14 protein-coding genes are annotated in these 16,447 nt (G+C 36.7%); 8 read left to right on the top strand and 6 right to left on the bottom strand.

What is annotated here, in order from left to right:
- Positions 1–134: 134 nt before the first annotated feature.
- The 6 genes from NV377_RS15165 to NV377_RS15140 all read right to left on the bottom strand — a co-directional run bounded on the left by NV377_RS15165 (position 135) and on the right by NV377_RS15140 (position 6,690).
- On the bottom strand, positions 135–1,991 hold the full coding sequence (locus NV377_RS15165; RefSeq protein ID WP_258201631.1) for an ABC transporter ATP-binding protein/permease: 1,857 nt from the start codon (positions 1,989–1,991) through the stop codon (positions 135–137).
- Positions 1,991–3,940, bottom strand: a complete 1,950-nt coding sequence (locus NV377_RS15160; RefSeq protein ID WP_258201630.1) for an ABC transporter ATP-binding protein/permease — start codon at positions 3,938–3,940, stop codon at positions 1,991–1,993. Before NV377_RS15160 ends, NV377_RS15165 begins: the two co-directional genes overlap by 1 nt.
- Positions 3,941–4,143: 203 nt before the next feature.
- Positions 4,144–4,602 carry an SRPBCC family protein gene (locus NV377_RS15155; protein WP_258201629.1) on the bottom strand — a complete coding sequence of 153 codons (459 nt, stop codon included), beginning with the start codon at positions 4,600–4,602 and terminating at the stop codon, positions 4,144–4,146.
- 21 nt (positions 4,603–4,623) lie between these two features.
- Positions 4,624–4,959: an MGMT family protein gene (locus tag NV377_RS15150; RefSeq protein WP_258201628.1), complete on the bottom strand. Its 336-nt coding sequence runs from the start codon at positions 4,957–4,959 to the stop codon at positions 4,624–4,626.
- A 34-nt stretch (positions 4,960–4,993) separates the two neighbouring features.
- Complete coding sequence (locus NV377_RS15145) at positions 4,994–6,019, bottom strand: sensor histidine kinase (protein WP_258201627.1); 1,026 nt, start codon at positions 6,017–6,019, stop codon at positions 4,994–4,996.
- Positions 6,016–6,690: a response regulator transcription factor gene (locus NV377_RS15140; protein WP_258201626.1), complete on the bottom strand. Its 675-nt coding sequence runs from the start codon at positions 6,688–6,690 to the stop codon at positions 6,016–6,018. The genes NV377_RS15145 and NV377_RS15140 overlap by 4 nt, the downstream gene beginning before the upstream one ends.
- 358 nt (positions 6,691–7,048) lie before the next feature.
- Between NV377_RS15140 and NV377_RS15135 the strand changes: the two genes are divergently transcribed.
- From NV377_RS15135 to NV377_RS15100, 8 genes are all read left to right on the top strand, one after another.
- On the top strand, positions 7,049–7,816 hold the full coding sequence (locus NV377_RS15135) for an ABC transporter ATP-binding protein (RefSeq protein ID WP_258201625.1): 768 nt from the start codon (positions 7,049–7,051) through the stop codon (positions 7,814–7,816).
- Positions 7,803–9,680, top strand: coding sequence for an FtsX-like permease family protein (locus NV377_RS15130; protein ID WP_258201624.1), 1,878 nt, complete (start codon positions 7,803–7,805; stop codon positions 9,678–9,680). Before NV377_RS15135 ends, NV377_RS15130 begins: the two co-directional genes overlap by 14 nt.
- A gap of 178 nt (positions 9,681–9,858) precedes the next feature.
- Positions 9,859–10,728 (top strand): aldose epimerase family protein, encoded by an 870-nt coding sequence (locus NV377_RS15125; RefSeq protein WP_258201623.1) that lies wholly within the window; start codon positions 9,859–9,861, stop codon positions 10,726–10,728.
- 89 nt (positions 10,729–10,817) lie between these two features.
- Positions 10,818–11,912, top strand: coding sequence for a Gfo/Idh/MocA family protein (locus NV377_RS15120; RefSeq protein ID WP_258201622.1), 1,095 nt, complete (start codon positions 10,818–10,820; stop codon positions 11,910–11,912).
- Positions 11,913–12,100: 188 nt separating this feature from the next.
- A complete protein-coding gene (locus NV377_RS15115) occupies positions 12,101–13,087 on the top strand; it encodes an SDR family NAD(P)-dependent oxidoreductase (protein ID WP_258201621.1) in 987 nt (328 codons plus the stop codon).
- Positions 13,084–14,181 carry an undecaprenyldiphospho-muramoylpentapeptide beta-N-acetylglucosaminyltransferase gene (murG, locus tag NV377_RS15110; RefSeq protein WP_258201620.1) on the top strand — a complete coding sequence of 366 codons (1,098 nt, stop codon included), beginning with the start codon at positions 13,084–13,086 and terminating at the stop codon, positions 14,179–14,181. Before NV377_RS15115 ends, murG begins: the two co-directional genes overlap by 4 nt.
- A gap of 170 nt (positions 14,182–14,351) precedes the next feature.
- Positions 14,352–15,002 carry a response regulator transcription factor gene (locus NV377_RS15105; RefSeq protein ID WP_258201619.1) on the top strand — a complete coding sequence of 217 codons (651 nt, stop codon included), beginning with the start codon at positions 14,352–14,354 and terminating at the stop codon, positions 15,000–15,002.
- Entirely contained in the window at positions 14,995–16,401 is a 1,407-nt protein-coding gene (locus NV377_RS15100; RefSeq protein ID WP_258201618.1) for a sensor histidine kinase, read from the top strand. Before NV377_RS15105 ends, NV377_RS15100 begins: the two co-directional genes overlap by 8 nt.
- Positions 16,402–16,447 lie beyond the last annotated feature (46 nt).

The raw sequence follows: 16,447 nt of genomic DNA, 5'->3' as shown, positions 1-16,447 counted from the left end.
GAAGTAACACTGAAGTGACGCCCTTAAAGAAATGAAGTGTACCTCAATTTTTTAGACACTACTAACAATTGAGGTACACTTCAAGTTCATACTCTATTCTTATTTTCTAACAATCGCCTTACACCATAAAATTATTATTTCCGAAGTGCTTCAGCTGGTTCAGTGGCAATTAATTTCCTAGTTACAATCGAACTCAACATAATAATAATGACAAATGTTGATATTACAGTAACAACAATCTGTAACAACTGTACACTCATTTCGCCACCTAGCAACATACTGTATAAATAATTAATTATGAAGTACATTACTATACTGAGTGTCGTTGCTGTACAAGCAAGCAGAATGTTTTCCGCTGCTATAATCCCACTAATCCACCGCTTATTATAACCAAGTGCTGCTAACACCCCTATTTCACGGTATCGACTATTAGCTTGCTTAGACAACAATACGATACTGATGAACAGCGCAATCAATAATATTATTATAGAGATAATGAAAAATAGCTTCTGTAAATGGTCGAAAGTTTTTTCCAAAGAAGCAACCTGTTCCACTGCCGTTTTGGTTGCTATATTGCGGTCAGCTAGTTCCTCCGTTACAGTTACAATATCAGAGAAGTTTGTAACATCATAAGAAATGGATAGTGGATTTTCTTTCCTTACAACTCCGTTCATCGCTTGCTCCACATCGCTACTGACAAAAAAGTCATCATATGCTGCGTTATAAATTCCACTAATCGTTAGCTGATAACTGTTACCTTCATGTTCAACTGTTAACTGCTGCCCTATAAGTTCATGGATATTATGTGCGAATTGCTTACCGACGCTTGGCGTAATCGCAATCTCTTTCTCGCCGATTCTTGGCATAATTCCATAAGACATCGTTTCAGTAGCTTTTGGCATTGGTATTTTTTCTTCAAAACTAACTATTTTATCATTAACGGTAAGAAAAATATCATTCATTATATACTGATAATAAACATTTTCAATTCTACTATCTTCGCTTAATAATAAATATGGATCTTGCTCCTGATTTTTCATTGCAATGTAGCCGTTATTAAATGCCGTATTTTTTTCTGTAAATTCAGTAATAGAATTACCCATCCTATTACTTGATGAAAGAGACACTATGAATAAAGATATAGCTAATGCAATAACAACACTAACTGCGATATAGCGCAACAGACGAACTTTGTAATTTTGCATAGCTCGCTTCCAGATAGATGATCTGTTTTGGTCGTTATGATATTGTAATGTTGTGCAAGCTTCTGCCTTAGTAACATTTGTTATGGCTTGTGTCGCTCCTTGCATTATTTCAAGCGCCTTAGATTCTGCTTCAGATGAAACGACTTCTAGCTTCTCATTCACAATCGATATAATTTCATTAGACCACGCACACAATTTACGATCATGAGTAATAACTACGACTAGTCGATCTTTCGCTATCTCTTGTAAAATATCCATAATCTGATTGGATAGCTCCCGATCAAGTGCTCCCGTCGGTTCATCCGCAAATAGAATTTGAGGATCATTCACTAAAGCTCTCGCAATGGCTACGCGCTGCTTCTGCCCGCCTGATAGATTTTCTACCTTTTCTTCTGCCTTCGTTTCCATCCCTAGTTTTGTTAGAAGAGCTACTATGCTCACTTTATTTTCTTCTAGTGGTTTCCCATTTAATTCAGCAGCAAGCAATATATTTTCAGTAACGGTGTAACCACTTATGAGATTATAACCTTGGAAGACGAAGCCGATATGATTTTTCCGGTATTGACAAAGTTCACCTGAAGTCATCGTTGTAATTCTCTCATCACATACCGTTATATGACCACTATAATCAGAATCAAACCCAGCTATTAGGTTCAATAAAGTACTCTTCCCGCTTCCAGATGCCCCAAGCACACAAGTTATTCCTGTATTGCGAAACTGATAGTTAATACGATTCAGTACCGTTAGCTCGCCGTACTTCTTCGTAACATTATCTAGAGTAATCATTATCTATCACCTGATTTCAAACTATTAAGCACATTTACAGTAATCACAACAATTGAAGCGATCAGTCCACATAAAATGCTTAGTACAACGATCAACCCACTAGCTACCGAGAATGATTGGATATTCATAATAGAAGCATCCGCAAATGACTTCATGGCTATATTAATGAGCGGGGATGTCACTATAAATAACGCTATAGCTGCCACTCCAACCAATAAAGATTCAACAAAAGAAACTTTAGACAAATGACCATTGCTGTATCCATTAACTTTATAAATAGCATATTCCTTTTTACGCATAACTGCCGTCATGAATGCAGTAGCTATTGTAACAATGAGAGCAAAAATACTAATTACAATAACAGCTGATCCTGATTGTTCCTTGGCTTGATCATTAAGGCGAACCATATCTTCAACAAGTTCAAACTGCCCCATCGGTACAATACCCATCGCTAACAGCTCGTCCTTCAATGAGATCAAATCTTTCGCACTTTTTGCTCTTATAGAGAAGTTAGAGGTTTTTGCCTTCATTTCTGCCTTTGTACGTAACTCTATAACAGCTGATTTGCTGAAGAAGAAAGAATCATTAACCGGAAACGTTATAATTTCACCGTTCATTTCATAGACTGCCGTCGTATCTGCTATACCAACAATTGTAACAGTCGTGCTTACAGGCATCTCAATAGGTTCTCCTGTATCCCAATTGAATACAGTACCGCTAACATCTATCGTTTTACCAATAAGCTCTTTATTCGTAGTACCTAGCAACTCTGCCAAGCTACCGGATACAACGACTTCATTGCCATTACCCATAGGCATTTTTCCTGCTAACAATTTCTTCATAACAGGAACATTGTTTGATGTTTCAATCTGATGTTCTTCCCCATCAACGACTAACTTAATATTTCCTACTGCTTGAGCAAAGACAACATGTTCTACACGTTCATCTTGCAAATATTTATCGTAAAGTCCAGCTATATCTTGAGTCACATTGACATTCGGCTTTGTCTCCTCTTCTTCTCCACTCGAGCTACCTGCTGCACTCATAAAACTAGCAGCAATACTAATATCGAGTAGTCCCTCACCCATCGAAGCATATAACTCGTCAAAACTGCTTTCACTCGTATTTTGAATGCTACCAGATGTATTCATAAGTAGAAGACTTGTAGATACAAGTATAGCAAGTACCAGCACGGCATATCTTCCTAGCTTATTTCTTACATTCGTCATTGATATAGACATTGCTCGTTTCCATAACAATGCTGGTTGGACTGTTACTGGCGATATCCCCGACTTACTATGTTCCTTAATTTCATGAAATACAATTTCACCTTTATCCAATTCAATAATACTGCTACTATTATCGAGCATTGAGCTGTCATGGGTTACAATAATGACCGTTCTTGTTTTGGAAATATGCTTTAAGATATTGACAATAATGCTCGCAGACTTCGGATCAAGAGCAGCTGTTGGTTCATCTGCAATAATAACTTCGGGATTTTTTACTAGCTCTCTAGCGATCGCAACCCGCTGCTTTTGCCCCCCAGATAGGCGGCTCACCTTCTGCCTTGCAAGATCATCAATTTTCAACTGCTTCATCGTTTTCTTTATTAGCTCATCTGAAATTGTTTCATTCAAGTAATGAGGCATTTTAATGTTCTCAAATACGGTTAATTCCTCAATTAAATTAAATTCTTGCCATACAATCCCGATTTTCTGGTTATGGAACTCACTTTTTTCTGCTGCACTCAATGTTTTAAGATTTTGCTTATTGTAATAAGCTTCCCCTGTAAAATCTTGATCCAAACCAGATAAAATTTTGAGGAGTGTCGACTTCCCACTTCCTGATGCCCCAATAATAAAGTTAAGTCCACCCTTTATTTCAACAGATATGTTTTTCAATGCATACTCTTTCCCGAATAGCCTTGATACATTTTTTATTTCAAACATGAATTCTACTCCTGTCTTCATATAATAGTTATTCGATCTTAATACTTGAATACTATATATGAGTAATGTGTCAACTAGATGGCAAGGGAGTGAAGTTATTCATACCAATGTAGAACAAGCTGAGACCATTCTAAAAAGACGAAGCCTGAACTGGCTTCGTCTTTTTAGATACATCGGTGAAACTGTATTAATCACGCTCAATTTCAATCTTGTTGATACTCAGATTCGGCAACTTTTTTCACTGTCTCCAAAAACTTAACAACGACTTTCTCCGTTGCAAATATCATAAATAGCTTCACAAACCACTTTAACGCTTTATTGGTAGCAGTATATGTAAGCACTGTTTTCTGATCATTAACTCGACGCAACTCATATCGAGCTGTAATCTCAAACATATTAGCTAATGTAAATCCAATTTTTAATTTCTTATCGTTGGGATGATTAACATATTCCAATGTATGTACATCATATTCCTCGATTCGCTTACCTTCTTTATATTTCTGACGATACACGCTACCCACAACTTCGTCAGTCAATTTGATTGGTTTATTTTCTACAACTTGTGGCATAATCTTATGCATTTGTTCTAAAGATCCATTTAGATAAGACCAGACATGTTCAATTGGTCTATTTATTTCAATCTCTCTTGTCCATTGCTTCAATCTCGTTTCCACCTCCTGTATCTATTCTTCGTTCATAATAAAGCTCTCATGAGTTGGTCGATATCGGTATTTCTCCAGATCAATTAAGCCCTTTTCATCTGTGATAACACCTTCATCATGTAGATTGACCATTTGCTGGAATCGAGACTCATCATCTTTAATTGCAATTTCTCCTTTAGCATTAACAATTCTATGCCAAGGTAGTTCATATAATCGGCTCATCGAATGAAGAATTCTTACTACTTGTCTCGCGCCTCTTGCACTTCCTGCTAGCTCCGCAACCTGCCCATAAGTCATCACATAACCTGCTGGAATACTTTTTATAATCTCAACGACTTTGCTAGTAAATGGTTTCATTAATGAGATCTCCCCTATTTTTCTTAAATACTAATTAAAACTGATAGTAAGTTCTCATTTTCGGAAAATGTATAGTTACCCTAGTATTGATTCCTTCTTCAGATTGAATAGAAAGTTCATGTCCTAATTTCAACGCCATTTGCCTTGCAAGATAGAGCCCCATACCGGTAGATTTCATATGGATTCTCCCATTAGAACCAGTGAACCCCTTTTCAAATACACGATGTAAATCACCTTGTTTAATTCCAATACCAGTATCTTGAATGAGTAATCGTTTCTCCGAACGATCTTCCTCAAAAACAAAAGATATTTCTCCTTCTTCATATGTATATTTCAAAGCATTTGCCGTAATCTGATCTACAATAAAAGCAAGCCATTTACTATCACTCTGTACAAACTGTCGTATCTCATCCATTTGAAAACGAATCCGTTTCGTAATAAAAAGTTTAGCATATTTTTTCACACTATTTTTTACGATTTGATCCAACGAAATATCTGTAATGAAATAATCTTTCGAAAAAGAATCAATCCGTGAATAGTACAGCGCTTGTTCCACGTAATTATCAATTTTGTTAAGCTCATCTTCAAATTTATCGACTAAAAACCCTACTGATTTCCCTCTACTGTTCTCCATTAGCAAACTGCTTGCGGCAATCGGAAGTTTTACCTCATGAATCCAAGACATAATAAAATCTTGATGATCCTGCCTTTCAACCATTAATTCTCGCAGCTGTTTACTGTAGTTATCATCCAATATTTTTATTAAATTAATATATAACGCTTGTTCATTATTTTGAGCTTTAGGTATTGCTGCAAAAAAATCTTCCTTCTTAGTTTCAGTTAATTCATATAGCTCCAGATAGAAAGACCTGCGGTAATAATATCCGATCGTAATATATAAACTGACCAGAAACAATCCAACCAGATGAGTATATAGTAGGTTTGGAGCTGCTTCAATCCAACTATCGTTAATCATCATCATTAATGAGACAAAAAGCATTAATATGATGTACAGCAGCAAAAAAAATCGTTTGTCTTTAATATATTGCAACAAGCTCATAATATGATGTACCCGTACCCTTTCTTCGTAGTAATGAAGTCACCCTTGCCAAGATCAGCTATTTTTTTGCGGATACGAGTCATATTTACTGATAATGCATTTTCATCTACAAATCTTTCGTCTGCCCATAGGCTACGAATAATGTCTCTTCGACTAACGACCGTTCCTTTACTTTGCATGAGAAGCTTCAAAATAATAAATTCGGTTTTAGTTAGTTCAACCTTTTGATGCTTGTTCGAAAGATCGTAACTATTAAGATTGAGCACAATTCCGTCATGCTCTACGACATTGAATTCCATATTTTCTATATACGCATACGTCCTGCGAAGAAGCGCATTAATCTTTGCCATAAGAACATCAGTATGGAAAGGTTTATTAATAAAATCATCCCCGCCCATATTCATTGCCATAATCATATCCAACGGTGTGTCCCGAGATGACAGAAATATAATCGGAGCTTTCGATGTCTCTCTTATTTTTTGGCACCAATAAAACCCATCGTAAGCAGGCAGATTTATATCCAATAATACTAAGTGTGGATTTTCTTGTAGAAATAGTTGTAATACCTCATTAAAATCTTCTACCTTCACAATATGAAATCCCCATTTTCCAATTATTTCTCCGACCATATCTCTAATCGTTTGTTCATCTTCTACAATCATAATTTTCATGTTTTCATTATTTCCTTCCAATAACTATCCGATTATATACACTTTGCTTGATATGTAAATTCTCTTTATATCGCGTTACTATACTTATCACATTGTAGTTCATAAATAGTACAGAAGATATTATAGTCAATCGTTATAAACATGAACAAAGGTCAATACTCGAAGTAAGGCTATTTTAGAAGTAGCCGAGTAATGTAACAATTGCAATAAAGAGCTACAAGTGCAATACAGAGCTACATAAATTATACGTAGTGTTAATGTAAGGTTAGCTTAAGCAACTGTAAGACCATTGTAAGATTGCATCGATTAGAATAAATCCTATAAAGACAAATAAACTTTTTCTGCGGAGGAATTATATATGAGAACAGTAGTCGAAGCCAAACAAATTAACAAAGTATATGGATCGCGAGGAAATACATTTACCGCACTCACTGATATTGAATTCACGATTCATAAGGGTGAGTATATTGGAATTATGGGACCTTCAGGTGCTGGTAAATCCACACTACTGAATATTTTAGCTACGATAGATCAACCATCATCGGGAGAAATATTAATTGATGGGATTAGCATTCTCAATATGAATGAAAAACAACTATCGAATTTCCGTCGTGATAAATTAGGTTTTATTTTTCAAGATTACAACTTATTAGATACGTTAACTGTAAAGGATAACATCTTGTTGCCATTAGCATTAGCAAAAATGAATGTTCAAGAAATAGAGCAACGAGTTGATGAAATTTCTGAGCGATTTGGGATTAGCGCTATTCTCAATAAATACCCGTATCAAATTTCTGGTGGTCAGAAACAACGGACCGCTGCTTCGCGTGCAATCATTTCCCAGCCAAGCTTAATATTAGCGGACGAGCCAACTGGTGCATTAGATTCCAAATCTGCGACAGACTTATTAGAAAGTTTACAAGACCTCAGTAAGACAGATAAAGCAACGATATTAATGGTTACACATGATGCATTTGCAGCTAGCTATTGTACCCGTGTGCTCTTTATTAAAGATGGTGCCCTGTTCACCGAATTAGTAAAAGGTGAAGATTCACGCAAACAATTTTTCAAAAAAATATTAGATGTATTGTCCGTTCTTGGAGGTGGTGTAAGTGACGTTATTTAATTTAGCGAAAAAAAATATTACCGGAAACATGAAAAACTACCTTCTGTATTTTTTCTCGATGGTGATCAGTGTAGTCATCTTCTATACATTTAATTCATTACTATACACACCAGAAATTACAGATGCTGTTCCACAAATGGATAGTTCGATGTCACAGACATCCTATATGCTAATAGCCTTCTTAATCATATTTATCGGATATTCAAATGCATTCTTCGCAAAAAAACGTAAAAAAGAAGTTGCGCTATATTCTCTTCTTGGCGTACGAAAAAAACTAATTGCACGAATGCTGTTTTTTGAAAATATTATGATCGGGGTTATTACTTTACTATCTGGTCTTATATTAGGCGTGCTTCTATCCAGATTGTCTATCCTGCTACTCCTTAAGCTACTAGGTGCTCCAGTCGTTGTGAATTTCAGCATTCCATTAGAAGCAATAACAACTACAACTATTGTGTTTGCCGTCATTACTCTATTCACGTCACTTCAGTCGTATCTATTAATTTATCGTTTCAAATTAATTGAGTTATTCCATGCTGACCATAAAGGAGAGAAAGTGCCGAGAGCTTCACTAGTTTCAGCAACTATTTCAATTATTTTACTCGCAAGTAGCTATTGGCTTATGTTCAACTCGATGGCTATGCTTTCTATGCCTCTAATTATTATTGGAACGTATTTACTCTTTCGCTCTTTGACTGTGTACTTACTTACACGTGCACAAAAGAATAAAGCGAAATATTATAAAGGAATCAATATCATTGGAACTTCTCACTTGTTGTACCGAGTGAAAGGGAACACTCTTATGCTAACACTCATTGCATTACTAATGACTGTAGCACTACCTTACCTTCAAGCAGCATTTTCTGAATTCTCTACTACTGAAAAGGAGGCTCATCAAGCGGCCCCCTTTAGCTATATTCATCTTTCGCAAGACGACGCATTCGACACTCATGTTCATCGGATTATTTCGGGGGATAAAGCTCATCCGATAACAGACCAACTAGATATTCCGGTTATTCAAGTGAAAGGAAATACTTCAGCACCATTCCAAGACAACAATGATCTTATAGTTAACCTGATCTCTGAACAAACCTTTCATAATATGAAAACCGTGTTAGATCTAGGTGATATTCCCGAATTATCTGGCGACCAATCCATTGCATTTAAATATTACATCAATGAACCAGTTGCTGAATTTGCTAGCAAAAAATTGAATGTTCAATTGCCGCAAGGGGAACATACATTTACGCTCAATAGTCTAGAGAAAAAAGGGATAACTCTAACATCTGGATCTGAACTTTTATATCTTGTAGTTGATGATACGATGTTTCACAGTATTACTGAACAAGTAAGTCCGATCACCTATAAAGCTTATAAAGTAGAAAATGAAAAAACAACAAAAGAAACATCTGAGAACTTAATGAAACTGGGTGAGAACGATACTCAGATTCGTACATTTTATGATAGATATAAATTATTTCAAGCATTATCAGGCATGAAAATATTTGTTGTCAGCTCGTTAGCGTTAGTACTACTAGCTGCAACAGGAAGTGTCCTATACTTCAAACAGCTAACTGAAGCACATTCAGATAGAAATCGTTATGAGATTTTGCGAAAAATTGGCGTAAGCAGAAAAGAAATTCGAATGACGATATCGAAACAAACATTATTTGTATTTATACTTCCTTTACTTATCGGAATCTTAAATGCAGGCATGCTAACGTTCTCCCTTGTTCTACAATATAATATGAGTTTAAGTCAAAATATTAATTCGTTTGTTTTAGCTATAACGGCGTATGGTGTAATCTACATCGTATATTACGTGTTAACCGTTAGTTCGTATAACAGAATTGTGAATCAGTAACATAAAGCATCTCCTAGACATTAGGAGATGCTTTATTAGTGTATTGATTGCTCAAGTTAAATTGGGTACTATTAACACAATACTATGTTGTATATCACTTCCAGCAATCAATGATTCTTGTGTACGATTCAATGCTTTGAAATCAATGACAAATCCAAGATCGAGTTAGGAGATTATTATGTTCAATTACTTGAAGAAGCAAGACCAATTTGAAACGTATGTTTTAGAAAATACGACTAACGAGACGTATATTGAAGTGGTCCCTGAAAGAGGATCTATTATTAGTAAGTATGTACATAATAATCAAACAATTTTTTATTTGGAGCAAGAAACATTAGACAATCCTTCTGAAAATGTACGTGGTGGAAATCCAATATTATTTCCAATTAGCAGTTACTTAGTTGACGAAACATATCATTATAACGATACTGCATATCAGCTAAAGCAGCACGGATTTGCTCGTAATCTTGCAGGTAACGTCATTGATATTCATGCTGATGAGAACAGTGCTTCGATTACACTTGAAATGGTACATAATGAAGAAACCTATGTAAGATATCCCTTTCACTTTAGTCTAATTATGAAATATACACTTACTACTGACGGCTTAAGTGTACAAGCTACCGTTCATAACCATGACAATAAAGTGATGCCTTTCTATTTGGGTTATCATCCTTATTTCTACGTTGATGACAAAGACAACCTAGAGTTAAACATTCCATCTACTCATGTCGATGAGTTAATTCCAAATAGCTTTTCACAAAATAAATTCAACTTTAATCAATTAGAATCTAATACAATTCATAATGAATTACAATCTAATGTCTGCGAGATGATTGATCGTACTAGACAACTCAAAATCTCGATGACTTCAGATGATATTTATCAGTATGTTGTACTGTGGGCATTACAAGGAAAACCTTTCGTCTGCATTGAACCTTGGATGGCACCTGTAGATGGTATGAATGTTGGCGAAGGTATCCAATACCTTGAAGCTAATCAATCTCATACGTCCATTATTCACATAAAAGCTGAAGAGTTACGCTAAAGGATATACTGTAAACCTTAAAGCTGACTACATTCGTTAGCCCGCTTTAAGCAGTGACCTTTCATATATAGAAAAAGGCGGTGTATTACATGGGAAATCCTATTAAGTTCAGCATCGTAGGTGGTGGAGGGTTCCGTGCACAATATTTTTTGCGGATTGCCCAGGCATTACCTGAACAATTTAATATTAGTGGAATGGTGGTCCGTGACGAAGCGTTAGGAAAAACTATGGAAGACTTATGGCATGTCAATACGTATCGTACACTAGATCAGCTATTAAAAAGTGAGCACCCCGATTTCGTTGTTCTATCCGTTAATCCATCAGCATCTATTCATTACATGCTTGAGCTAGCAAAGCAAGGTATTCCTGTATTAGTGGAAACTCCTCCTGCGCCTGATCTTGATGGACTGCTTATGCTGCATGACAAACTTACCCTTCAAGGTGCACGAATTCAAGTGGCTGAACAATATCAATATCATCCGATCCAAGAGGCGCGTTCTGCAGTCATTAAGTCAGGTCAACTAGGTAATGTTAATCAAGTGACGGTATCGATATCTCAATTTTATCATGCTGTTAGCCTCATCCGAAAAATGTTAGGCGTACAATTTGAGAACGTGAGCATTAAAGGCATGCGCTTTTACTCCGATTGGGTAGCCGGCCCTAATAGAGGTGGTCCACCGACAGAAGATAAATTAGTAGCGTCAGAGAGGGATCTCGCTTGGCTAGATTTTGGTGGCAAGCTTGGTATTTACGACTTCACCAAAGACCAACACCGCTCATGGACTCGATCCAATCATCTATGTATTAGAGGAGAACGCGGAGAAATTTTCGATCATCGGATTAGCATTCAAGACCCCACTTGCACACAGATCCAAATGGAATTAAAGCGGATCAATAAGGGTGAGTATGAGAATGCGGAGGGCTATTTCCTTAAAGGAATTATGACAGGTGAGCGATGGGTATATGAAAACCCATTTATACCTGCAAGATTATATGACGATGAAATCGCTATTGCTAGTTGTCTAATCAAGATGGCAGATTATGTTGCAGGTGGCCCATCCTTCTATGGTTTGCCAGAGGCGTCTCAAGACCATTATATTGGAATGCTAATTGAGCAATCTATTAGAACAGGAGAAACCATAGTATCAGTAAAGCAACCTTGGGCTAGTAAAACAATATTATAGTATATGCATTACTACTATTTATGTCCTTAACATTGAAAAGGCATTGTGACGCTCCCAACGTTGCAATGCCTTCTTGTATTTACAATCTCCAATGTATAATACTACTTCGCCATATTGATGTAACATACGGGAACTATAATTGGCTTAATATCATCACACAGTTAAGCCAATTATAGGAGGAACAAGCCTTGAAAAATAAAGTGATCTTAATTACTGGAGGAACAGGTTCGTGGGGACAGGAACTGGTTAAAAACCTTCTAGAAAGAGAACCCAAAGAAATTCGTATATTCTCACGCAATGAATCTCTTCAAGTGACTATGCAGCAACAGTTTCACCATCACCCTAAGTTAACTTTCATTATTGGAGATATTCGTGATAAATATGAGCTTATGCACGCCTGTCAGCAGGTGGACTACATTTATCACTTAGCTGCCTTAAAGCATGTACCGATTTGTGAACAGCAACCTGATAGTGCAATGAAGACAAACGTGATGGGAACTCATCATCTTATTCAAGCGGCTATTGCCAATGACGTTGAGAAAGTGATCTATGTATCTACGGATAAAGCAGCTGATCCCTCTAGCACATATGGAATGACCAAGGCACTCGGGGAAAAACTAATTGTTCAAGCTAATCAAATAGATTGTAAGACGCAATTCGTGTGCGTAAGAAGTGGCAATGTATTAGGTACGACGGGTAGTGTCGTACCTATATTCAAACAAAGAATTGCTCAAGGACTAGACATTACACTAACAGATAGTAGAATGACTCGCTTTTTCGTAACGTTAGAAGATGCTATTGCTTTACTACTTAAAGTGTCAGAAGACAACAAAGGCGGAGAAGTGTATGTAGCGAAAATGCCAGCTTGTAACATCAAAGATCTCGCTGAAGTATTAATTGAAGAGTTATCTACGCAAAAGATCCATATTAACGAAACGGGCGCTCGTCCTGGAGAAAGTCTTGGTGAATCACTGATTTCCGAATATGAAAGCGGCTATTCATTTAACGTGGACAAGCAGTCTTATGTCATTCTGCCCCCATATACAATAGAAGGATTACAAGAGCATTACGCTAGCAGTATTCCTGTAGATTTTCACCGATACCATTCCGATCAACAATTGATGAGCAAAATTGAGATCAAAGAGATGTTACACAGAGGCGGGTGCCTATCATGAGTCGAACTATCGTGTTCACCGGAGGTGGCTCAGCAGGACATGTCACAGGTAATCTGGTCCTGATCCCCAAATGTGCCCAAGAAAATTGGAAAATCCACTACATTGGTTCGGAACAAGGAATTGAAAGAAAACTAATATCTGACTTAAAAAATGTAACGTATCATCCTATTTCAACAGGTAAGCTAAGACGTTACTTCTCTTGGAATAATGTCACCGATATTTTCAAAGTTATTAGAGGCATCATGCAATCCTTTCGACTAATTAGAAACATCAAACCGGATGTTATTTTTGCCAAAGGTGGTTTCGTCTCTGTACCCGTTGTCATTGGAGCAAAGCTCAATAGAGTACCGATTATTATTCATGAGCCAGACTTAAACGTTGGGCTTGCTAATAAACTTACGCTTCCTTTCTCCAATATAATGACGACTACCTTTCAAGAAACTGCTCACAAATATGAAAAACAGAATGCTGTGTATGTAGGCGCTATATTGAAGGAAGGATTCCTTTCTAATAACATACGTAGTTTATCCTCCTACACGTTTGCTTCTGAGAAGCCCGTTCTACTTATTATGGGAGGTAGCCAAGGGGCACAGCGTATTAATGCAATGGTGACTAAGGTTCTACCTGAACTTCTAGAAAGATTCTATGTCATTCATATATGCGGTAAAGGAAAAATCGAACATTCGGCAGCTATTAAAGGGTATCACTGTTATGAATTTGTTAATGATGAGCTACCCGACTTGTTGGCATTGGCAGATATCGTCGTTTCCCGTGCAGGGTCCAGTTCCATTATGGAGTTGCTTACTTTACAAAAACCGATGTTGTTAATTCCACATACGAATGGCGGGAATCGATCAGGACAACTGGCTCAAGCACAATATTTTCAGCAAGCTGGCTTCGCGGACATACTGCTTGAAGAAGAAATGACCGAGCCTAACTTTCTTGCGGCAATTGAGCAATTATATGAGAACCGAATCAACTATAGAAATGCTATGAAAACTTATAAACACGGCGGAGGAGCCGATAGCATCATGGACTTGATCAGAGTAGTTAGTGGTCAACATATGAACAAGTTATTGAAAGATCGATTCTAGCTTATGAGAAGATTAGCTACTTTCTTACTCCTCTGTTTCATCATTATCGTCAGTGCTCTTTATTTCTATGGACACTCTCTACAGCTTTGAAAAAACTACCGAATGAAAAGTTTGCAATAGGTGTATTTTAATAAGAGATTATGCATGTCATTTTCTATAAGGAGCTCTTTATGAATATATTAATCGCAGATGATGAGCCCTTCATGCTCAAAATACTACAAGCTTATTTAGAAAAAGAATCCTTTACTATTTATCAAGCTCGAGATGGGGAAGAAGCACTCCATCTTTTTTATACGAACAAAATTAATTTGGCTATCGTCGATTGGATGATGCCAAAGCGTAATGGCATCCAAGTTTGCAAAGAGATTAAAAGCCAAAGTAAAACAACGAAAGTACTGCTGTTAACTGCAAAAGGTGAGGCTGACGATGAACTGATCGCATTACAATCAGGTGCGGATGAGTATATTAGTAAGCCTTTCGACCCGCGTGTACTAATAGTAAGAGTAAGAAAACTGCTACAGATGGAACGTCTCATTATAATTGGAGATCTGCAAATCGATATGGACGGTCAACGTATTTATAGAAACCACCAAGATGTACAAGCTACAAATACTGAGTTTCATCTTATGAAATATTTGATCGAAAATAGAGGAATCATCATATCTAGAAAAGCGTTGCTAGACCATGTATGGGGCTTTGATTATGTAGGTGAAGAAAGAACAGTGGATACACATATCCGCAGATTACGGGCGAAAATAGGTGACCATATCATTACAACACATAGAGGTATGGGATACAGTCTGGATGAATCACATGAATAAGTTGAATAAAAAACTAATATTGCGCTTTTCCCTCATGTTTTTGATCGTTGTCATCTTATCTATTGTTATCAATACATTTTTCTTACCTAGATATTTGTTATATGAGAAAAAGAATGAACTAGCCGCTTTGACTACACAGCTTGAAACGATGGATACTCAACATCTAATCCACAATATTAAGCCTTTAGAAAATGAACACGGTGTAACGATTGTGCATACTATTCTAATTAATAATATAGATCTACTGAATGATACAATCATTGATGAATTGCGGAAAAAAGGAATTACACTGAGTAAATTTTGGATAACCGCCGAAAGCGTTGAAAAGCTTAATGAAAATAAGATGGTTAGAAAGATTTATAACCAACAAAAATTAAAGTCGAGCTTCCTTGTAACATTCATGAAAAAGGATAATATGATCTTTGTGATCGGTGAATCCATCTCTCATTCCACAGAAACAGTAGCGATTGTTAATAAATTCAACCTATACATCTTTGCAGGTGAGCTACTACTCTTAATTATATTGTCCGTACTGTTCGCTAGGCAGATTGTTCAGCCGCTTGCAAAAATTCAGAAAGCAGCAGAAGACATCTCCAAGCTTTCATTTACAAAGGTTCATATTCAGACTGGTGATGAGATTGAATCTTTAGCGGAGAGCATTAATGGGATGAGCGATAAATTAGAGCAAGCCCATCTAGAACTAGAAAGCAAAAACGAAAATTTACGAACATTTATTGCAAACATTTCTCATGAACTGAAAACGCCACTATCCTTAATTAAAGCCTATACTTCTGGAATACAGGATGGCATGGATGATGGGACTTATTTGGATGTCATACAGAAACAGACTGATGATATCGCCAAATTGGTAAATGAACTGCTCGAATTGTCTAAGTTACAAGTCGATGTGTATCAGAAAAGCGAATTTGACTTTGCAGCGTTACTACATGAAACTCTCCAGAAATATGATCTTGCTATTTTGCAGCAGGACATTGCTCTGAGCGTTCATGATAGCTCGATCACCAATTCAGCGGTTATAGCAGATCAACAAAAGATAGAGATGGTACTTAATAATTTTATCTCCAACGCTATGAAATATACGACTAACGGGCAAATTGAAATCACTCTCGAAAATAACGATGATCATTTGGTCTTTACCATTAGAAATAGCATTACGGATGACCATCTCTTACAATGGGACAGCATATGGGAGCCGTTCTTCGTAATGGAGAGTTCCCGCAACAAGCAACTAAGTGGCACTGGCTTAGGTCTCTCGATTGTTAGAACGATTTTGCAAAAGCATAACTCACCATATGGCTTCCATATTCAAAATGGTGAAATATCATTTCATTTCTCATTACCAACAGCTTCACAAGACATACAAAAGGCATCACGATGATTGATATGTACCCAATAAGATAGACCTTTCTCAAGGTCATCTGATT

This window comes from Paenibacillus endoradicis, assembly GCF_024721975.1.
The sequence above is the reverse complement of the archived record's forward strand: the minus strand, read 5'-3'. Positions and strand labels throughout refer to the sequence as shown.